Source organism: Citrobacter sp. wls717, from assembly GCF_005280955.1.
GTDB lineage: Bacteria > Pseudomonadota > Gammaproteobacteria > Enterobacterales > Enterobacteriaceae > Citrobacter > Citrobacter werkmanii.
This window is the reverse complement of record NZ_SZWW01000053.1, coordinates 117,361-137,049: the sequence shown is the minus strand read 5'-3', so window position 1 is coordinate 137,049 and position 19,689 is coordinate 117,361. Positions and strand designations below refer to the sequence as shown.

Genomic DNA, 19,689 nt, shown 5'->3' with positions numbered 1-19,689 from the left:
TACTCAATCAGGCGGCTGTGATCGCCACACGTTGTTCGCGGTTTAACCCCTGCAATGCAGACACATCAACAATCAACGCGACGCTACCGTCGCCGAGAATCGTTGCAGCAGAAATACCTGGCACTTTGCGGTAGTTGCTTTCCAGGTTTTTGACCACCACCTGGTGTTGGCCAATTAACTGATCGACAAGCAGCGCATAGCGACGACCTGCGCTTTGTAAAATCACCACGATGCCCTGCGTTGCTTCGGTTTTTGCGCCTTCAACTTCGAAGACTTTCCACAATTCAACCAGCGGCAAATATTCGCCACGCACTTCCAGAACGCGCTCTCCTCCGGCCAGCGGATGGAGATCTTCTTCGCGCGGTTGCAGTGACTCCATCACGGCATTCAGCGGCAGAATAAAGACTTCGTCCGCCACGCGTACGGACATCCCGTCAAGGATCGCCAAGGTCAGCGGCAGCAAAATTCGGATGGTCGTCCCCTGTCCTTGCTTCGATTGGATCTCAACATGGCCGCCCATCTCCTGGATATTTCGCTTCACCACGTCCATCCCCACACCGCGACCAGAGACATCCGTCACCTGTTCAGCCGTCGAGAAGCCCGGGGCGAAAATCAGCATACCGACTTCGTCATCGCTCATGTTTTCGTGGATCGGCATCCCCTGGGAGATGGCTTTGGCGAGGATTCGTTCGCGGTTCAGACCAGCGCCATCATCGGTCACTTCAATACAAATATTCCCGCCCTGGTGTTCAGCGGAAAGCGTCAGATTGCCAATGGGGCTTTTCCCGGCTTCGAGACGTTTTTCCGGCAGTTCAATACCGTGGTCCAGACTGTTACGCACCAGGTGCGTCAATGGATCGATGATGCGTTCAATCAGGCTTTTATCGAGTTCTGTTGAACTCCCCACCTGCGTCAGCTCAACCTGTTTACCCAATTTACCCGCCAGGTCGCGGACCAGGCGTGGGAAGCGGCTGAACACGTACTCCATCGGCATCATACGAATCGACATCACCGACTCTTGCAAATCACGGGCGTTACGCTGTAACTGCCCCATGCTGGTGATGAGATCGCCGTGATTGACCGGATCCAGTTCATTAGAACGCTGGGCCAGCATTGACTGGGTGATAACCAGTTCACCGACCAGGTTAATGAGCTGATCAACCTTCTCAACCGCTACGCGGATGCTGGTTGATTCACTGGCGCGGGCAGGCTTATCACGTTCCGCGCGGGCGTGTGGCGCTTCACTGGCGGCGGTTTTGACCGCAGGCGCGACGGCAACCGGCTGCGGCGTCGCGACTACGGCTACCGCTTCAGTTTCCGCTTTCGCATCAACCGCCACGGGCGCTGCGCTGACGGTTTCGAATTCAATCTGATCCGCTTCAATTACGAAGCAAAGCACCGCAATAATGTCATCTTCCGCAAGGTTGCCATCCAGCGTTGCAGACAGCGTATCGCTTCCTTTTACCACGTCGGTTAAGGTCGCCAGATTCCCCAGCTCCTCTTCCAGCAGATCGACTTCACTGGATTTCAGGCGCGAGAGAATAATCCGTTTCTTGACCTCTTTACTGGCCGGAGCGGGATTGGCAACGGTTTCTTCCTGTATCGCCGCCCCGTCAACAACGCTCAGCTTTGCGGTATTGACGAGCGCGGCTGAGGTTTCACCTTTTGCTTCAAGCGCTAACTGTCGTAACGCATTACAAATGTACTCAAAGCTGGCGGCATCCGGCTCTTCTGAGTTTTTATAGGCGTCGAGCTGTTCCTGCATAATATCTTTCGTTTCCAAAAACAGGTTGATAATGTCGGCATTAAGCTGCATCTCGCCACGCCGTGCTTCATCCAGCAGGTTTTCCATCAGATGGGTCGTTTCCTGCAAAATGGTAAAGCCGAAGGTGCCCGCCCCGCCTTTTATCGAGTGCGCGGCACGAAAAATGGCATTCAGCTGTTCGGAATCCGGGGCTTCAGGAACCAAATCGAGCAGGTGTTGCTCCATGTCGGCCAACAGTTCGTCGGCTTCATCAAAAAAAGTCTGATAAAAATCGCTAATATCCATGCTCACGCTATCACCTCGGATTGGCTGGTGGCGATGTGGGAACGCTTGCCGGCGGAAGTTCCGCTGGCTGTTGTAAGACACTTACCGGCTCATTCTGGCTTTCAGCGTTTTCATGCAAAATGGCCTCTTCTGCCTGCTTATTGAGAACCAGCAGGCTAATACGGCGGTTGATGGCGTCCTCAGGACCGCGATCGCTCAGACGCATCGTGGCGGCCATGCCTACCACCCGTAATACTTTTCCATCATCCAGACCGCCGCTAACCAGCTCGCGGCGCGACGCATTAGCGCGATCGGCAGACAGTTCCCAGTTGCTGTACCCTTTCTCACCGTTGGCGTAAGGGTAATCATCTGTATGTCCGGAAAGACTGATTCGGTTAGGGATGCCGTTGAGCACTGGCGCAATGGCCCGCAGGATATCGCGCATATACGGCTCAACTTCAGCACTGCCGGTCTTAAACATTGGTCGGTTCTGACTGTCGATAATCTGAATACGCAGCCCTTCCTGAACTAAATCAATTTTCAAATGCGGGCGCAGCGCACGCAGTTTAGGGTCCGATTCAATCAATTGATCGAGATCGCCGCGAAGTTTGCTTAAACGGCTTTGCTCCATGCGTTTTCTCAAATCATCAATATTCGGCTGCTTGTGCACTTCTCCCTGCTGCTGGGTGTAATCATCCCCTCCACCAGGGATGGGGCTTTGGCTATTCGAAATACGATTGCCGCCTGTCACCGCGGTAGCCAGTGGAGTACGGAAATATTCGGCAATCTGGATCAATTCTTTAGGGCTGGAGATGGAAATGAGCCACATCACCAGAAAGAAGGCCATCATCGCGGTCATAAAATCGGCGTAGGCGATTTTCCACGAACCATGCGCCCCACCACCGTGACCTTTATGTTTACGTCGCTTTACGACGATAATGGGATGGGCCTGATTTTTCATGCGTCCTCGGTCGTCTGCTGCGCAGCTGGATTTCTCACCGCACGAACATGCTCTTCCAGTTCGATAAACGAAGGACGTTCGCTGGAATACAATGTCTTACGACCAAATTCGACGGCAATCGGCGGGGCGTAACCATTCAGGTTGGAGAGCAGCGTTATCTTCACGCACTGCATCATCTTGGTGGTTTCAGCGCTTTTCTGACGCAGGACGCTGGCAAGTGGAGAAATAAAGCCATAGGCCAGTAAAATACCGAGGAATGTCCCCACCATCGCATGCGCAATCAGCGAACCCAGTTCAGCCGCCGGGCGATCGGCGGAAGCCAGCGCATGGACAACGCCCATGACCGCCGCCACAATCCCGAATGCCGGTAGCGAGTCGCCAACCATCGCCAGGCTATTAGCCGGAACTTCGGCTTCGCTCTCATGAGTCTCAATTTCTTCGTCCATCAGCGCTTCAATCTCAAACGTATTCATGTTGCCGCTGATGATCAGTCGCAGATAATCGACAATAAAATCAAGCATCACGGCATCTGCAAGAATGCGTGGATAGCTGGCGAAGATTTCACTCTCTTTAGGGTTTTCGATGTCACGTTCGAGCGAGAACATGCCCTGCTGACGTGACTTGGCCATCAGGCGATATAGCAGCGCCAGCAGATCCATATACATCGCTTTGGTGTATTTCGAACGACGGAAAAGCATCGGGATCGCTTTCATCGTTCCCTTAATGGCTTTCCCGTTATTGCCGACGATGAATGCCCCAATACCTGCGCCACCGATAATCACCAGCTCAGCCGGTTGATAGAGTGCCCCAAGGTGTCCGCCGGTCATCATGTAACCGCCGAAAACTGTACCAATAACAACCAGGTAACCTAATAAGATAAGCACGACATCATCCTTTCGCAATTGACTATGACAGGATGCGCAGTCGGGAAGTTAACTTGAGGTCAGGACAAAAAAAAGCAGCGGTAATCGCTTACCGCTGCTGGAGTGTTTATCCACACCGTATCAGTTAAACAGCCTGTTCGATCTGTTCATCCAGCAGTTGTGGAATAATATCGGCAGCATTCTGGGAAAGTTTACGTCTTTTTACGGCCCGTGATGGCGGCTGGCATAAACTGCAGGCAAAGCTGCCTGCGGGTTGGTGTGCGTGAGTGATAAAGTTCCCGCCGCAGCAGTTGCATGTGGACAATTCCAGCAGTCCGCTGTCGACAAAACGTACCAGCGTCCATGCGCGAGTTAACGCCAGCAGTGGACCATCTTCCTGCTGCGGACACTGCTCAAGATATAAACGATACGCTTTAATTACGGCATCCACACCGCTACACAACCCTGTTTTGAGCAGGAATTGCCATGCATTGCAAAACATCGAGGCATGGATATTTTGTTCCCACGTCATAAACCAATCGGTGGAGAAAGGAAGCATCCCTTTTGGCGGAGGACTGCCGCGTAATTCTTTGTACAGCTTGATAAGACGACCACGACTTAATTGCGTTTCGCTTTCCAGCATTTGCAAACGGGCGCCCAATGTGATTAATTCCATTGCCAACTGGATATCACGCGCTTCCTGAACAATGCTTTTTTCGCTCATCATCAAGCCCTTTTCTTGCGCGCGGCATCATCGATGTCGCTTAACAGTCGCGTAGAAAGCATGATGCCGGTATGAATTTGCTGGAGATCGTCAACGCGGGAGTCTTGCGTCAGGCGAGTAACAGTCTGGTGATCGTCGAAACGGAAGTGACACACCAGTTGGTTTGTTTCAGCCAGTTTGACCATTTGAGGAAGAGTTAATGTTGCCAACGTGTCCGCCATCTCTTCGCTGATACCAAGGCGAAACATCGCAGATGCTTTGTCCTGAACGATCAAACGTTGTGCAAGCAATAAATATGACAAATTGATGTCATAAATGTGTTTCAGCAACTCGGATGTATGCATTATTTGCATCCATAATAACCAACATTATTTTCATGCGGTAAAACCGCACCCCGTGATGTCGCCGGGAAGTCCCGGTAAAAAAAAGCAAAAGGTCAAATACATAGCAGCGTGACGACACATACACGTTGTGTAAATCAGCCCTTTTGAAGAATGCGCACTTCTTACAAGCTCACATCAATTCTTACAATTGTCTAAGATTTTTCCTAATTCGACGCAACTCTACCCGCCGCAAGTTACACATACAACGGAACCGTGCTGCGAATTTAAAGAATATGTGACGCAGATCACATAAATCAGCTAAACACTTAACATAAATCCATCAGCGTAGCTTTTACTTTGCCTATTTTTTAAACCAGCATTCATCTTTTCGATTCCTGGGCTACGAATATTCTTGCAATAAAAGCGAATAGTATTTTGTTCACAAACGTTAATATCACGCTGTGAAATAGCGAGCTGGATCACATATTTTATGTAAAACGACTTTTCAATTAAATTGTTTATAAACAACAACTTAAATATTAAGGGTGATTAATTAATACCGCGCAGTGATAACCCGCCAAATGTTAATATTTGTTTATTTTTTATTAACACATTGTTTTCATTGGCAGTGAGTTTTACTTAAGTGACCAGAACCTATCTGCAATTTATATGAAGCGATTATTCTATTTATAAGAATAATTAATGAATAATAATGATGGGATTCACACTATCCTGGGGAGAAACGTTGCAGTATGGAGTAAGCTGAGTAAAGCAGAAAAGTTCTCTCATAATTCTTGAAAAAAAGGAGCGAGTTATGAGCTATGCGCACATTCTGGTGGCGGTTGCCGCCACCCCTGAAAGCCAGCAATTGTTAGCCAAGGCAGTTTCTATCGCTCGCCCTGTCAACGCCCGTATTAGCCTGATCACATTGGTCTCAGACCCTGAAATGTATAACCAGTTTGCCGCCCCCATGCTGGAAGACCTGCGTGAACTCATGCAAGAGGAGACCCAGGATTTTATCGATAAACTCAGCAAAGAAGCCCAGTACCCCATCGAGCATACTTTTATTACCTATGGGGCACTGAATGAACATATTCTCGACGTTTGCCGTAAACACGCAGTCGATCTGGTCATTTACGGCAACCATAACCAGAGCTTCTTTTCGCGCGCTTCGTGCTCAGCAAAAAGCGTGGTCGGCGCCAGCCAGGTGGATGTTCTGCTGGTTCCTCTGGCTGGAGATTAATACCGTCTTCAGGTCGTTACGCCAGTTTCGAACAGGAAGGCACACTGTCTGACAACTGGCGCTTACTCTGACGCGACGTAACTTTTCTTAGATCGCATATAAATCTCGCCTGCCAGTTGTCGATATCGTTTTTAATGATAGTCTCAAGCATTTCAGCATGACGAGAGATACGTTCAGCAAGCGACATTGTCAGCGCCTGGTTAAGTGCGCCAGCCACTTCATCCCGGTCATAAGGATTCACAATAAGCGCAGAAGTTAACTCATTCGCCGCCCCGGCAAATTGCGATAACACCAGAACGCCGGGGTTGGCCGGATCCTGTGCAGCCACATACTCTTTCGCCACCAGGTTCATACCATCGCGCAACGGCGTCACTAATCCTACGTCAGAATAGCGGAATATTTTCATCAGCAATTTGCGGTCAAAATACTGGTTCAGATAGTAAAGCGGCGTCCAGCCCAACTGCCCATATTTACCATTAATCCGCCCGGCCTCTGTCTCCAGTTGATGGCGAATATCCTGGTAGGCCTGCACCTCTCCGCGCGAGGTTGGCGCTATCTGCGTATAGCGAATTTTGCCATGGTGCTGCGGGTAATTCTCCAGCAGCGCCTCATAGGCCTGGAAGCGCTCTGGCAAGCCTTTGGAGTAATCCAGACGCTCAACGGAGAATATATTCTTCACATTCTTAAGCTCTGCCTTTAACTGCGCCATTTTTGGCGGCAGAGGACCTGAGGCCTGGCGTGCGATTTCCTCCGGCTCGATGCCAATTGGATACACTTCTGTGCGAAACGCTTTATCCCATGCTTTGTGGCGCTTATCGCTGTGGGTAGTTACCTGAGTCTGGACAGCCAGACAGTCCAGAAAAGCCTGGCGATCGTTTTCGGTCTGGAAACCCAGTAAATCAAAATCACACATCTGCTCAAGCAGAGCCTGGTGTGGAGGGAGCGCGTTAAAAATTTCCGGCGTCGGAAAAGGGATATGCAGGAAAAAACCGATGCGATTATTCACGCCGCGTTTACGCAACTCGTAGGCAAACGGTAACAGGTGGTAATCATGAACCCAAATAATGTCATCTTCGCTCAGCAGCGGCAGCAGTTTATCTACCAGCAAGGCATTAACCCGCTGATACCCCTCCCAGGCCGGGCGCTGAAACTGAACTAAATCCAACCGGTAGTGGAATGCAGGCCATAAAACGGCATTCGAAAACTGACAGTAATACTCTTCATAATCCTGCTCGCTCAAATTAAACGAGGCCCAGGTAATATTGCCACGAGTGACCTTTTTTAACGGTTTATCCTCATTACCGATATCGCCACTCCAGCCAAACCACAATCCACCAGCAGTTTTTAACGCGCCCAACACACCGACCGCGAGCCCACCTGCGCTCCCTTTGTCATCTGGCGAGGCGATACGATTAGATACTACGACTAAACGACCCATAGTCACCTCTTCTGTTGTTTGTTGTATTCGATTGTTGCTGCGAAGAGTTAATTTGCTCCAGCCAACGCCAGACATCGCTGACGCCATCCAGACGCCATGTCGCCAGCGTCGCCCCGCTCCCCACCTTCACTGAAATACCGCCTGCGCGGTTAACTACCTCAAAGCCGTTTTCATCCGTTAGATCATCACCGAAAAATACGGGGATCCGTCCGGCAAAAGGCGCTTCCTGCATAAATGCAGCAATCGCATCACCTTTATTCGTACCTTTCGGTTTTATTTCAACGACACATTTTCCATGCTGCAATGCAAGCTGCGGCCATGTATGCGTGATGCATTCCGCCAGCGTTACCAGCGCTGCTTCATGCTCTGGCGCCTGACGATAGTGCAGCGCGAAAGCCATACCTTTTGCTTCCAGCGTCGTGCCAGGCAGTTTCGACAACGCCGTCTGTAACAGCGCGCCGGCTTCACGTTCAATACCCGCGGGCAGGCGCACTATATGGGTTTGACCATTGATGTCACGGCGTTCTGCCCCATGCACTCCGGCAAGCGGAAAACGAAAGGGAGTGGTGAGGCCGTCAAGCTCAGCCATCGAGCGCCCTGAAATCAATGCCAGCGCACCCGCGTTATGCGTCGCCAACTGATGTAATAATTGCAGGATTGTCTTAGGGACAACGACCTGGTCAGGATAGGGCTTGATCTCAGCCAGTGTCCCATCGAGATCAAAAAAATAAGCACAGTTTGCAGATTGTTCAGGGGGTAATGTCAGTGATGCTGTCACCCGGTTATCCTCCTCATCATGGTTTGTACGCCGCGCGGATCGCGCCGTATAGATGATGTATGACGGATATAAGTATAGACAGTGTGACCATGCTCGCCATTTGCGATTAGCTGAGGCTAGACTAAAAAGTTAGGGCTTAAATCATTAAATGGTACGCTTCGCTTTTTGCTTGTAACGGTCGAAGATTACCGCCGCCAGCAGGATGAGACCACGTACGACGTACTGTGCAAAAGGAGAGATATTCAGCAGGTTCATCGCGTTCTCAACCGTCCCCAGAATCAATACCCCGGCGACCACATATGAGATTTTTCCGATGCCGCCTTTCAGCGAAACGCCCCCTAATACACATGCAGAAATCACGATCAGCTCATAACCGATTGAGGTCATTGGCTGACCGCTGGTCATGCGCGATGCGAGGATAATGCCGGCAATTGCGGATACCAGACCGGAAAGAATAAAGATAATAATCTTGGTGCGAACAACCGGAACCCCGGCCAGGCGCGCAGCCTCTTCATTCCCCCCAATAGCCAGCGTGTTACGACCAAACGTGGTTTTATTCAACAGTAAGCCAAATACGATGAAACAAACGATCGTTATCCAGATAGGTGCCGGCAGCCCGAACCAGTTAGCATAGCCAAGGGTGAAGAAACGCTCGTCTTCAATCCCGACCGCCTTACCGTCAGAGATAATGTAGGCCAGACCGCGGACAATCTGCATCGTCGCCAGAGTGGTGATCAGGGCATTGATTTTTAACCGTGCAATCACAAACCCATTCACCAGACCGCATAAAATCCCCAGCAACAGCCCGGCAGCGACGCCAATCCACAGGCTCTCGGTCATGTTGATGACCACGGCAGTAGTGACCCCCGCACAGGCAATGACGGATGCAACGGACAGGTCGAAGTCACCGGATGCCAGGCAAAAGAGCATCCCACATGCGACCATACCCGACATCGATACCGCCAGTCCCAGCCCCTTCATGTTGATGAAGGTGGCAAAGTTTGGCACGAAGATGGCACAAACCAGGAACAATGCCGCGAACACCACCAGCATCCCGTATTGATCCCAAATGCGGCCAAGATTTAGCGCCGATTTCGCAGCACCTGAACCCGATGTAGAAACGGAAGACATCATACTCTCCTTATTCAGGCCACAGCCTGGCTGACTTTAGGCATTGCAAGGCTCAACGCCTGGCGTTCATCCGCCTGTTCATGAAGTAACTCCCCGGCAATCTCGCCTTCTCTCATCACCACGATACGATCGGCGACACCGAGAACTTCTGGCAGGTCACTGGATGCAAACAGCACGGCCACGCCGCGCGCCGCAAGGGCATAAATCACGTTATAAATTTCATGCTTGGCGCCCACATCAATGCCGCGGGTAGGTTCATCCAGCAAAATCACTTTCATCTCTTCCGATAACCACCTGCCAAGAATAGCCTTCTGTTGATTACCACCAGAGAGGTTCATGATCAGTTGCTCCGCCCCCGGTGTTTTGATGTTGAGCGAACGAATATGGTGATCGGCATTGGTTTCTTCCCAGCCGTTATTGATCACGCATCCCCCCAATACATGTTTACGACGCGCGCTAATGTTGATGTTGTTACGCACCGAATGAACCGGAATAATCCCTTCAGCTTTGCGATCCTCCGGGCACAGCATCATCCCCGCTTCAATGGCGTGGCTCGGTTTGCGAATATCAATTGGCTGTTCATCAATAAACACCTGGCCTGCGGTGATACGCGTGCCGCCAAACAATCCTTTCATTAATTCGCTACGTCCAGCGCCCACCAGCCCAAACAGTCCGACGATTTCACCGCTACGCACCGATAAACTGATCGGCGTGCGCACGCCTGGGGCTTTGACCTCATGCAAACGCAGGCGCTCTGCGCCATAAGGCCTGGATTTCCAGCCATAAATATCACCCAGGTCACGCCCCACCATCGCCTGCACCAGCGCGTCGTGATCGACCTGCTGCATGTCCGTAAACGTTTTAACGTAGTGCCCATCTTTAAATACGGTAATGGCATCGCTAAGGGCAAAAATCTCCTCCATACGGTGCGAGACATACAGAATGATGCGCCCTTCGTTGCGCAGCTCACGGATAACGCGAAACAAATTCTCAATCTCGCGTGCCGACAGGGAACTGGTCGGTTCATCAAAGGCGATAATTTTGGCGTTACGCGCCAACGCTTTTGCAATCTCTACCATCTGCCATTGACCAATGGAGAGGTATTTCAGTGGCGTGTCGGGCTCGATATCCATGCCCAGATGCTTAAGCTGTAGCCCCGCTTCATAGTTCAGCAGCGACCGATTCACAATGCCGCCTTTATGCGGCAGTTGCCCTAAATAGATATTTTCGGCAACGGTCATTTCCGGGACGAGATGCAGTTCCTGGTAAATAATGGCGACACCGGCGTTCAACGCGGCTGTGGTATCCGCAAACGAAACTTCTTGTCCGCGGATCGCCAGGGATCCCGTCGTTGGCGCATAGTTACCACTGAGAATTTTTAAGAGTGTTGATTTTCCGGCGCCATTTTCGCCCATCAGCGCATGCACCTGACCGGCATAGCAATCGAAACTGATATCCGTAAGCGCTTTAACGCCGGGGAACGTTTTGCCAATGCCGCGAAATGAGAGATACGGGGTAGACTGTTGCATAACGTCTCCGTGATTCAGATCTTTATACCGGATGGCGGCTTTGCCTTATCCGGCCTACTGAGTACGTAATTCGTAGGCCGGATCAGACGCTTTGGCGACGCATCCGGCATTTATGTTACTTACCGCCTAAACCTTTCTTCGCCAGTTCTTCTTTGAAGTTATCGCGGGTAATCAGCACCACATCCGTCACTTCAGTAAACATCGGTGGCTCTGCACCTTTCGTTACCCAGTTGTAGAGCATTTGGCTTGATTTATAGCCGTGAACGTCCGGGCTTGGCAGTAATGAACCGTAGAACCCGGTCGCTTCGCCTTTAGAGAGTTCACTCACCGCGTCAACGCCGTTAATACCGATACCGATCACGTTCGGCGCTTTAAAGCCTTGCCCTTCGGTCGCACGTACGCCGCCCAGCACGGTGTTGTCGTTCATACCCACGATCAGCCAATGTTTGACTTCAGGATGCTGAACAAGCATGGAGTTGGCGGCGTCGAATGCGCCTGGGATATCATTCGATTTGGTTGGAACCTGGTAGATCTGTTTTTCCGGGAAGCCCGCAGCTTTAAGCGCTTCCATTGAGCCTGAAGTGCGGCGGCGCGCGGTATCCAGTTCGTTCGCGGTAATCGCCATTACCGCGGTGGATTTCACATCCCACCCGCGCTTTTGCATCTCCTTGTACAGCTCCTGACCCTGGCGTTCACCAATTTTTGTTGCCGCCATCATGACCAGCGGCACGGTGTCCATCGGTTTCCCTTTCGCGTTGGCAAACTGGTCATCGACAGCAATGACTTTCATATCGTAGCCGCGCGCCTTCGCCATAATGGCAGGCCCGAGTTTGGGATCCGGCGTACAAATCACAAACCCTTTCGCACCGCTTGCAGCCAGGCTGTCAATCGCGTTAAGGGTTTTCTCACCATCCGGGACGGCGATTTTTATCACCTCAAAACCAAGGTCTTTACCGGCTTTATCGGCAAATTTCCATTCAGTCTGGAACCACGGTTCTTCCGGTTGTTTGACCAGGAAACCGAGCTTCATGGACTCAGCGATAGCGGATTGTGACATAATGGCAGCCAGGCCGATGGCCGCCAGCGCTTTAGTGAATTTGTGCATGGTCAACTCCAGCTTTAACGTTCTTTTATGTAGGGTAAAATCAGACGATTTTTTGTAATTCGGACGTAAAACAAGGCATTACCTTTTATTGATAAGATCAATGCCAGTGCTGAGAGTATTTTTAGCGGGAAATTGATTCTCCATAAGAGAGCGGCATCACACCACAGAATTACAGTAATTGCGTACATAAATTCAGCGAGAAATGACATAAAAAAACGCGATTTTGACGACGAAGAAAAAGAGGAATAGCAGATTAGTCCATAACATCAGTCAGCAAATCCTTGTCCCCGAATGCTGAAGCATTCGGGAAAACAATGTTTACCATGGGTAGTAAATGTGGTCGGCGTGATCGCGAACCGGAATATCATCTCCCAACAGACGCGCCGAAAGCGTAAACGCAAAATCAAAAATATGCCCTAATCCTTTGCCGCTAATAAGATTGCCATCCTCAACAACGGGCACATCGATATATTCGCCATCCGTGACGTTTTGCCATAAATCTCCCGAGCACACGTAGCGACGCCCCTTTAGCAGACCGTTGCCGCCCAGTACGCGCGCGGCCGCAGAGCACACAGGACAAATCAGTTTTCCCGCCTTATCATGGCAGGTGACAAACTGGATGACTGCCTCGCTGGCGGCAAGATTAACGCTACCTTGCGGCCCCCCAGGCAACACGACGGCATCGTAGAGATGGGCCTGACGCGCAGCCAACGTACTGTCGGTCACCATCGGTACGTCATGATAGCTCACCACCGCACGCGACTCCGCGCAGGCCAGCGTTTCGACTTCGATATTCAGGCGACGCAGAATATCAATGGTAACAATCGCTTCCGCCTCTTCAAAACCAGGCGCCAGCAGCACCGCAACCTTTTTCATAGGTAACTCCTCGATTTCCCCACATTCACCAAACAATAAATGCCGAATCGTACAGGTCGTTAAATTTATTAATTTCAGCAAAAATGATCTGGCGCAAAATATTAACTACCAGATAGTTTTCATTTACCTTACCCATTCGTGAAATCGCCACCAGCCGGGAATTCATAATCAGCGAGGTCAAGACAATAACGTATTGTTAAATTTAATTTTGTGATATGAAACAACATTTCATTATCAGAATATTACTATAAATACTTAAATATCAATCAATTACATTCACGCACCTTATATGACGAAATGCAGGTATTAAGAATATTGCTATGACAATATGTAAAAAAACATAAATATGCAGATTTAAGGATTTTCTTATGTCAGATCACGCGCTATGCTGAATCTCGATCGGAAGCGGATATAATCCGTGATCACTAAAGGACCGGCGGAACGGATTTATTCTGCTAACAGTTTTAATTGTACGTAGATGTGAAGTGCGGCGACAGCCCGTTGCACTGACGTTAGTAACGTACATTCTCCTTTCTGGAAATAAGGATATTGATATGGCTGCAGTTGGAATTGTTCATAAACTCAACACGCAAATGAATCTTGAGTTCTACGCATCGAATCTTTACCTGCACCTTAGCGAATGGTGCTACGAACATAGCCTGACAGGTACCGCAACGTTTCTACGCACGCAGGCGCAGGGTAACGTAACTCAAATGATGCGTATGTTTAATTTTATGAAAAGCGCCGGGGCTAACCCCATCGTCAAGGCCATCGATGTTCCGGGTGATGAACTGACTTCCCTTGAAGAACTGTTTCAGAAAACACTGGATGAGTACCAACAGCGTTCGAGTAAGCTTTCACGCTTAACCAATGAAGCTGAAGCATTGAACGATGAGCCAACCGTTGATTTTCTCCACGATCTGGAAAAAGAGCAGCAGCAGGATGGCGTACTGTTACAAACCATTCTTGATGAAGTCCGCAGCGCGAAACGCGCGGGACTGTGCATGGCGCAAACCGATAAACATCTGCTGAACGTCGTAAACTACCAACATCACTAATCTTCAATTTTCATAACGCTAGCCGGATAGTCATGCCACGCATCTTATCCGGCTAGCGCTCAATGATCGCTACGCTCGCGCCTCTCATTCTCAAAGGCGCAAAAAACCTTTCTAAAACCTGAAACAACGGTTTATTTTAGTGAGACTCATTCTGCGGCGTGAATTTCAACTCGATCAAGGCAACTGCTTTTTGTATTGCGCGCATAGTAACCGGATCGGCACCTGCAGGGTGACTTGAAAAGTCGATGCTTTTCAGTTGGCTGGACATTTTCTCCCGGACTTCTACCGGGGCGATAACATCAATGACATCCAGAATTTGTTTGATAACCAGCTGACAGGCAACAACGTCCGAGAGCAGTTCCTGATCGGCATTCAGTGTTTGGGACATAATGAGCTCCTTATAGAAAGGTCGTCATAGTACCCATTCAGCGATCGAAACGGTAGCGGCGTACGCATAACGGATACGCTGAAAATAAATAAACAGACCCGGTCAGTTTCTTTTGAGATGGCAAGCACAACATGAGTGAACATTTAGCAGTTGAGAATAAACGCGGTCTCTCCCCGGCGGCATTACTTGTAGCCGGCGCTTTCTTTATGGAGTTTATTGACGGTACGGTGATCGCTACCGCCCTGCCCGACATGGCCAAAAGCTTTGGCGTACAGGCGGTTGACCTGAATATTGGTATTAGCGCCTACCTGATCACCCTCGCCGTACTTATCCCCGCCAGCGGCTGGATTGCGGACCGCTTTGGCGCCAGAAAAGTGTTTACCCTCGCACTGGCGATATTTACCCTCGCCTCGGTCTTATGCGGTTTGTCCACCAGTCTTGAAAGCTTTGTCGCCATGCGAATCTTACAGGGCGTGGGCGGCGCATTAATGGTTCCTGTTGGCCGCCTTGCGGTACTACGCACCACGCCTAAACATCAGTTAATCACCGCCATTGCGACTCTGACCTGGCCCGCGTTAGTCGCGCCCATCATCGGTCCTCCACTAGGCGGATTCATCACCAGCTATGCCAACTGGCGGTGGATCTTCTTCATTAACGTCCCATTGGGAATACTGGCGATAGCGCTGGCGCTACGTTTTATTCCGGATATTCATGACGACGAGCGCCGTCCGTTTGATATAGCGGGTTTTGTCGCGACCTCTGTTGCCATGGTAAGTCTGGTGTATGCCATGGAGTTGCTGGGAACCCAGCAGCCGCAGGGTTGGCTAACTGCCGGACTTCTCACGCTGGGAATAGCGACTTTCCTGTTTGCCCTACGCCATTTTCGCCGCGCCGCCTGGCCGATGATTCGTCTTGATGCCATGAGCGTCCCGACTTTTCGCGTCACGATGTATGGCGGATCGCTGTTTCGCGCCTCTATCAGCGCCGTACCATTTCTGCTGCCGTTAATGTTCCAGGTAGGTTTTGGCATGAACGCTTTTCACGCAGGTTCGCTGGTGCTGGCGGTGTTTGTAGGCAATCTGACGATAAAACCTGCCACCACGCCGTTGATACGCTGGCTGGGCTTTAAGAAATTGCTGTTGATCAACGGGGCCCTTAACGTCCTGGCGCTGCTGGCCTGTGCATTGATAACGCCGCAAACGCCCGTATGGGTTATTTTGCTGGTGCTGTATCTGGGCGGTGTGTTCCGTTCAATCCAGTTTACCGGCGTCAGTACGCTTGCATTTGCGGACGTCCCCGCGTCGCAAATGAGCTACGCCAATACGCTGTTCAGTACGGCAACACAGTTAGCAGTGGGACTGGGAATTTCATTAGCCGCTATTGGGATCCGTATCGGCGCTGAAGTCAGTGAATGGCTGGCGCTGGGCAATATTCCGGGGATCAGCTTCCGCCTGGCCTTTGTGGCTATCGCCATAATTTGTCTGGTCGGTATGGTGGATACGCTGCGGCTTACCCGTGATGCCGGAAGTGCGGTGTCAGATAAGAACAGATAGCCCGGCGGGAGAACACCGCCGGGCCAGCAGGATTTAGCCAATAATCTCGCGCACAAACGCTTCGATCGACTTGTCCTGGCAGTTTTCAAAGAAGCACTGCTGGAAGCGTGGACCCGAGACGGCGGTTTTCACCAGTTCAGGATCGATAGCGCGCAGCGTATCCAGATAATTCTCTTTTACCACTGCCGCTTTCACCTGATTCAGAATACCGGCGTTACGCACCTGCGGCTCTTTACGTTCCGGTGGATAACCTTCCCCGGTACGTCCAGTAAACGCTTTTTCAAACATATAGCGCACATTCAGCTCGGCGCCCCAGCCAAAGCCTTTGGCGAAGGCCAGAGAAAGCGCATTCCCATTGTTGATTTGAGAAAACAAGAATGCGTCCGCCGGATCGAGGCAGTAGCCGCATACGACTCCCGGATGGATATTCAGTGACATCATTGCGCCCTGACCTGTACCACAGCCGGTGACCACAAAATCCACGGCTTTGGAATTCAGCAGGATGCTGGCCATAATCCCTAAATGAATGTAGGTCAGATGATGGTCATTTTCATCGCTCATGCCGACGTTATAAACGGGAAAACCTTTCTCATCCGCAACGGCTTTAAGCTCGTTATGAATGATGGCGTTTTTGCTTGCCTGGCTGTTTTCCATCATCAATGCAATTTTCATTCTGTCATCTCCTGAATGCGTAGCGTGGACTGCTGAAGTCATAACATTCAGGCCACATTACTATTTTGCAAATCCACTTTCAAATTTAATGAAATTTTGTTTTATAAAGTAATGAAGGGCTCACATTTTTCCCTCAGCAGCTCAGAATGGCCTCAAGAAAGTGACGTCGTTGCGATTAATCGCAGGTGATCTTCAGGCTATTCAAGCCATTGATACGTCGAAAGGCATGCCATGATAGACTATCTCCGAACTTTCAGAGCGATCTCATGAAGACCTTTATCATTGCCCTTTTGCCGCTCGTGCTGACAGGATGCACTATTACTAAACAGGCGCAGGTGAGCGAAGCCAGCGCCATCACCGGCGTGGTTCGCCTGACTTACAACCAGGCCATGTTGCAAACGGCACGAACCGATGACTACGTAACCCAGGGAACCGCCACCAAAGAGTGCCAGCGTATGGGTTATGCCAGCGCCGTTGCGTTTGGGCAGCCAGTGTCAACCTGTAGCGTATATGCCGGTTCTTTATGTTTGAACACCAAAATTACGCTCGCCTGGCAGTGTCACGGCGTCGCGGTATCTCCAGCGTCCTCATTCAATTACTAATATTTTCGACCAGCATTTTTTTGCTGGTCATTTGTTACTTCGGTATTTATATCCTCCGCTCAATAGCGTTAATGCGTTTTATTCCCATTCGTATTTTTAATAAATAAATTTATTATTTTACCTTTTGCAAATAATTAAATAACAAATTATAGTGGCGCCACGTAATATATAATAACGTTTGTGGAGCAGAACCATGCTGAAAACAGAAATGATCGACCAACTGAATGAGCAAATGAACCTTGAATTATATTCATCTCTGCTCTACCAACAGATGAGCGCGTGGTGCAGCTATCACAGCTTCGAAGGTGCTGCCGCGTTTCTGCGCCGTCACGCCCAGGAAGAGATGACGCATATGCAGCGTCTGTTCGACTACCTGACTGACACCGGTAGCTTACCGCGTATTAATACCGTCTCTTCCCCCTTCGCTGAATATGCTTCTCTGGACGAACTGTTCCGTGTCACTTACGAACACGAACAGCTGATCACCCGGAAAATTAATGAACTGGCTCACGCGGCAATGACCCACCAGGATTATCCGACGTTTAATTTCCTGCAGTGGTATGTTGCCGAGCAGCATGAAGAAGAGAAATTATTTAAATCTGTTATTGATAAGCTATCGCTGGCAGGAAAAAGCGGTGAAGGTCTTTATTTCATCGACAAAGAGCTGGCTACGCTCGATACGCAGAATTAATTCTGTTGGATAACGGTGGTGAGATGCCACCGTTATTCGATAATCTTAATGGCGGCAGATCTTGCTTTCGTGCGTAGAGAAGCCGTCTTCTTTTGCAATAAACTTCCCCTTCGCCGCTAAAAATGCCACCAGCTCAGCCGCCGTCATTCCTTGCGCAGAACAGGTGTGAAAACGTGCCCGCTCGCCAAAACGAGCCGTAATCGCCGCTTCAAGACTGGCATTTGAATACTGCTCGCCAGATTCAATCATCATGTTGAGCACTTCATGCCCGTGAATAGATTCCATACTACCTCCTCAATAAAGGGCATAGCCTAATGTGAACCGCAGGGCGCTGCTTTGCGCTAACACAGGTTTACCAGCAGATAAATGTCATTTCCCATACATCTTAAAATCACCCAACAGTCGTAAAGATTTATGTACATGCATTGTAACGGTGATTTGACGAAAATAATGTTTTGCCTTAACCTGCGCCGCAGATATAACCGTTGATTATCTCTGGGACAGAGGAAAGCGTGAAAAACAGAACCCTGGGTAGTATTTTTATCGTGGCGGGAACCACGATTGGTGCCGGTATGTTGGCAATGCCGCTGGCTGCGGCAGGCGTGGGGTTTAGCGTCACGCTGGTATTGTTAGTCAGTCTTTGGGCGTTGATGTGCTACACCGCGCTGTTGCTGCTTGAAGTGTATCAACACGTACCGGCTGACACCGGGCTGGGTACCCTGGCGAAACGTTATCTTGGCCGTTACGGACAATGGGTAACGGGTTTTAGCATGATGTTTTTAATGTACGCGCTGACGGCGGCGTATATCAGTGGCGCAGGTGAACTGCTGGCCTCCAGCATCAGCGACTGGACCGGGACAGCTATCTCGCCATCAACAGGTGTACTGCTGTTCACCTTTGTTGCCGGTGGTGTGGTTTGCGTTGGGACGTCGCTGGTCGATCTGTTCAACCGTCTGTTGTTCAGTGCCAAGATAATTTTCCTGGTGGCGATGCTGGCCCTGTTAATGCCGCATATCCATAAAGTGAATCTGCTTACGCTGCCGCTTCAGCAAGGGCTGGCGCTGTCCGCGATCCCGGTTATCTTCACGTCGTTCGGTTTTCACGGCAGCGTTCCGAGTATCGTCAGCTATATGAACGGTAACATCCGTAAACTGCGCTGGGTATTTATTACCGGTAGCGCCATTCCTCTGATCGCCTATATTTTCTGGCAACTGGCAACGCTGGGCAGCATTAACTCGTCCACGTTCATGGGGCTGTTAGCCAACCACGCTGGCTTAAACGGATTGCTACAGGCATTACGTGAAGTCGTGGCATCGCCGCACGTTGAACTGGCGGTACATTTGTTTGCCGATCTCGCACTGGCGACCTCTTTCCTCGGTGTCGCGCTCGGGCTGTTTGACTATCTGGCAGACCTTTTCCAGCGCCGAAATACCGTAGCAGGAAGGATGCAAACCGGCGTGGTGACGTTCCTGCCGCCGCTGGCATTCGCGCTGTTCTATCCACGTGGTTTCGTGATGGCGCTGGGATATGCGGGCGTTGCCCTCGCGGTACTGGCGCTACTGATCCCCGCCATGCTGGCATGGCAAAGCAGAAAACATAACTCGCAGGCTAACTACCGCGTGGCGGGTGGCGCACCGGCGCTGGCGTTGGTGTTTATGTGCGGCATTATGGTGATCGCGGTACAGTTTTCCATTGCAGCAGGGTTACTGCCTGAAGTGGGTTAAA

The 19,689-nt window shown here is 50.4% G+C and carries 20 protein-coding genes; 6 read left to right on the top strand and 14 right to left on the bottom strand.

From position 1 onward, the window contains the following. Positions 1–7: 7 nt before the first annotated feature. The 5 genes from cheA to flhD all read right to left on the bottom strand — a co-directional run bounded on the left by cheA (position 8) and on the right by flhD (position 4,921). A complete protein-coding gene (gene cheA / locus FDX09_RS20710) occupies positions 8–2,056 on the bottom strand; it encodes a chemotaxis protein CheA (RefSeq protein WP_087856041.1) in 2,049 nt (682 codons plus the stop codon). A 4-nt stretch (positions 2,057–2,060) separates the two neighbouring features. Continuing rightward, positions 2,061–2,990: a flagellar motor protein MotB gene (gene motB, locus FDX09_RS20705; RefSeq protein ID WP_038641486.1), complete on the bottom strand. Its 930-nt coding sequence runs from the start codon at positions 2,988–2,990 to the stop codon at positions 2,061–2,063. Further along, positions 2,987–3,874, bottom strand: coding sequence for a flagellar motor stator protein MotA (motA, locus tag FDX09_RS20700; protein ID WP_032939611.1), 888 nt, complete (start codon positions 3,872–3,874; stop codon positions 2,987–2,989). The genes motB and motA overlap by 4 nt, the downstream gene beginning before the upstream one ends. 124 nt (positions 3,875–3,998) lie before the next feature. Continuing rightward, positions 3,999–4,583 (bottom strand): flagellar transcriptional regulator FlhC, encoded by a 585-nt coding sequence (gene flhC, locus FDX09_RS20695; protein WP_170973258.1) that lies wholly within the window; start codon positions 4,581–4,583, stop codon positions 3,999–4,001. Beyond that, positions 4,580–4,921 carry a flagellar transcriptional regulator FlhD gene (gene flhD, locus FDX09_RS20690; RefSeq protein ID WP_003034622.1) on the bottom strand — a complete coding sequence of 114 codons (342 nt, stop codon included), beginning with the start codon at positions 4,919–4,921 and terminating at the stop codon, positions 4,580–4,582. The genes flhC and flhD overlap by 4 nt, the downstream gene beginning before the upstream one ends. 793 nt (positions 4,922–5,714) lie before the next feature. On the opposite strand from flhD, the gene uspC reads away from it, so the two are divergent. Then, entirely contained in the window at positions 5,715–6,143 is a 429-nt protein-coding gene (uspC, locus tag FDX09_RS20680) for a universal stress protein UspC (protein WP_038641488.1), read from the top strand. A 16-nt stretch (positions 6,144–6,159) separates the two neighbouring features. Here the strand turns inward: uspC and otsA are convergent, their stop codons facing one another. The 6 genes from otsA to FDX09_RS20650 all read right to left on the bottom strand — a co-directional run bounded on the left by otsA (position 6,160) and on the right by FDX09_RS20650 (position 13,000). Then, on the bottom strand, positions 6,160–7,581 hold the full coding sequence (gene otsA / locus FDX09_RS20675) for an alpha,alpha-trehalose-phosphate synthase (protein WP_137347796.1): 1,422 nt from the start codon (positions 7,579–7,581) through the stop codon (positions 6,160–6,162). Beyond that, the gene (otsB, locus tag FDX09_RS20670; protein ID WP_137347795.1) at positions 7,556–8,359 is read right to left on the bottom strand and encodes a trehalose-phosphatase; all 804 of its coding nucleotides are present in this window, start codon (positions 8,357–8,359) and stop codon (positions 7,556–7,558) included. The genes otsA and otsB overlap by 26 nt, the downstream gene beginning before the upstream one ends. 144 nt (positions 8,360–8,503) lie before the next feature. Then, a complete protein-coding gene (gene araH, locus FDX09_RS20665; RefSeq protein WP_042307755.1) occupies positions 8,504–9,490 on the bottom strand; it encodes an L-arabinose ABC transporter permease AraH in 987 nt (328 codons plus the stop codon). Between the two features lie 14 nt (positions 9,491–9,504). Continuing rightward, entirely contained in the window at positions 9,505–11,019 is a 1,515-nt protein-coding gene (gene araG, locus FDX09_RS20660) for an arabinose ABC transporter ATP-binding protein AraG (protein WP_137347794.1), read from the bottom strand. A 115-nt stretch (positions 11,020–11,134) separates the two neighbouring features. Next, entirely contained in the window at positions 11,135–12,124 is a 990-nt protein-coding gene (locus FDX09_RS20655; RefSeq protein ID WP_038641497.1) for an arabinose ABC transporter substrate-binding protein, read from the bottom strand. A 318-nt stretch (positions 12,125–12,442) separates the two neighbouring features. Then, entirely contained in the window at positions 12,443–13,000 is a 558-nt protein-coding gene (locus FDX09_RS20650) for a DJ-1/PfpI family protein (protein ID WP_137347793.1), read from the bottom strand. Between the two features lie 554 nt (positions 13,001–13,554). Here FDX09_RS20650 and FDX09_RS20645 point away from each other — a divergent pair. Then, positions 13,555–14,058, top strand: coding sequence for a non-heme ferritin-like protein (locus FDX09_RS20645; protein WP_038641501.1), 504 nt, complete (start codon positions 13,555–13,557; stop codon positions 14,056–14,058). Positions 14,059–14,194: 136 nt separating this feature from the next. On the opposite strand, the gene FDX09_RS20640 is transcribed toward FDX09_RS20645, so the two are convergent. Then, positions 14,195–14,446, bottom strand: coding sequence for a DUF2766 family protein (locus FDX09_RS20640; protein ID WP_005127709.1), 252 nt, complete (start codon positions 14,444–14,446; stop codon positions 14,195–14,197). Positions 14,447–14,577: 131 nt separating this feature from the next. Here FDX09_RS20640 and FDX09_RS20635 point away from each other — a divergent pair, with 131 nt between their 5' ends. After that, complete coding sequence (locus FDX09_RS20635) at positions 14,578–15,999, top strand: MFS transporter (RefSeq protein WP_085048022.1); 1,422 nt, start codon at positions 14,578–14,580, stop codon at positions 15,997–15,999. 33 nt (positions 16,000–16,032) lie between these two features. Here FDX09_RS20635 and FDX09_RS20630 read toward each other — a convergent pair whose 3' ends face one another. Then, positions 16,033–16,671, bottom strand: coding sequence for an RpiB/LacA/LacB family sugar-phosphate isomerase (locus FDX09_RS20630; protein ID WP_085048021.1), 639 nt, complete (start codon positions 16,669–16,671; stop codon positions 16,033–16,035). 266 nt (positions 16,672–16,937) lie between these two features. On the opposite strand from FDX09_RS20630, the gene FDX09_RS20625 reads away from it, so the two are divergent. Together FDX09_RS20625 and ftnA are read left to right on the top strand one after the other, a co-directional pair. Further along, positions 16,938–17,273, top strand: a complete 336-nt coding sequence (locus FDX09_RS20625) for a YecR-like lipofamily protein (RefSeq protein ID WP_038641508.1) — start codon at positions 16,938–16,940, stop codon at positions 17,271–17,273. A 193-nt stretch (positions 17,274–17,466) separates the two neighbouring features. After that, entirely contained in the window at positions 17,467–17,964 is a 498-nt protein-coding gene (ftnA, locus tag FDX09_RS20620) for a non-heme ferritin (RefSeq protein ID WP_038641510.1), read from the top strand. Positions 17,965–18,009: 45 nt separating this feature from the next. Here the strand turns inward: ftnA and FDX09_RS20615 are convergent, their stop codons facing one another. Next, positions 18,010–18,249, bottom strand: a complete 240-nt coding sequence (locus tag FDX09_RS20615) for a YecH family metal-binding protein (RefSeq protein ID WP_038641513.1) — start codon at positions 18,247–18,249, stop codon at positions 18,010–18,012. Between the two features lie 227 nt (positions 18,250–18,476). Between FDX09_RS20615 and tyrP the strand changes: the two genes are divergently transcribed. Further along, positions 18,477–19,688, top strand: coding sequence for a tyrosine transporter TyrP (gene tyrP, locus FDX09_RS20610; protein WP_121529178.1), 1,212 nt, complete (start codon positions 18,477–18,479; stop codon positions 19,686–19,688). Position 19,689: the final 1 nt, after the last annotated feature.

What these genes read in the sequence shown, in the direction of transcription:
- motB (WP_038641486.1), bottom strand. Translation starts at nt 2,990, where the DNA reads ATGAAAAATCAGGCCCATCCCATTATCGTCGTAAAGCGACGTAAACAT.
- flhD (WP_003034622.1), bottom strand. Translation starts at nt 4,921, where the DNA reads ATGCATACATCCGAGTTGCTGAAACACATTTATGACATCAATTTGTCA.
- uspC (WP_038641488.1), top strand. Translation starts at nt 5,715, where the DNA reads ATGAGCTATGCGCACATTCTGGTGGCGGTTGCCGCCACCCCTGAAAGC.
- otsA (WP_137347796.1), bottom strand. Translation starts at nt 7,581, where the DNA reads ATGGGTCGTTTAGTCGTAGTATCTAATCGTATCGCCTCGCCAGATGAC.
- araH (WP_042307755.1), bottom strand. Translation starts at nt 9,490, where the DNA reads ATGTCTTCCGTTTCTACATCGGGTTCAGGTGCTGCGAAATCGGCGCTA.
- araG (WP_137347794.1), bottom strand. Translation starts at nt 11,019, where the DNA reads ATGCAACAGTCTACCCCGTATCTCTCATTTCGCGGCATTGGCAAAACG.
- FDX09_RS20655 (WP_038641497.1), bottom strand. Translation starts at nt 12,124, where the DNA reads ATGCACAAATTCACTAAAGCGCTGGCGGCCATCGGCCTGGCTGCCATT.
- FDX09_RS20650 (WP_137347793.1), bottom strand. Translation starts at nt 13,000, where the DNA reads ATGAAAAAGGTTGCGGTGCTGCTGGCGCCTGGTTTTGAAGAGGCGGAA.
- FDX09_RS20645 (WP_038641501.1), top strand. Translation starts at nt 13,555, where the DNA reads ATGGCTGCAGTTGGAATTGTTCATAAACTCAACACGCAAATGAATCTT.
- FDX09_RS20640 (WP_005127709.1), bottom strand. Translation starts at nt 14,446, where the DNA reads ATGTCCCAAACACTGAATGCCGATCAGGAACTGCTCTCGGACGTTGTT.
- FDX09_RS20635 (WP_085048022.1), top strand. Translation starts at nt 14,578, where the DNA reads ATGAGTGAACATTTAGCAGTTGAGAATAAACGCGGTCTCTCCCCGGCG.
- FDX09_RS20630 (WP_085048021.1), bottom strand. Translation starts at nt 16,671, where the DNA reads ATGAAAATTGCATTGATGATGGAAAACAGCCAGGCAAGCAAAAACGCC.
- FDX09_RS20625 (WP_038641508.1), top strand. Translation starts at nt 16,938, where the DNA reads ATGAAGACCTTTATCATTGCCCTTTTGCCGCTCGTGCTGACAGGATGC.
- ftnA (WP_038641510.1), top strand. Translation starts at nt 17,467, where the DNA reads ATGCTGAAAACAGAAATGATCGACCAACTGAATGAGCAAATGAACCTT.
- FDX09_RS20615 (WP_038641513.1), bottom strand. Translation starts at nt 18,249, where the DNA reads ATGGAATCTATTCACGGGCATGAAGTGCTCAACATGATGATTGAATCT.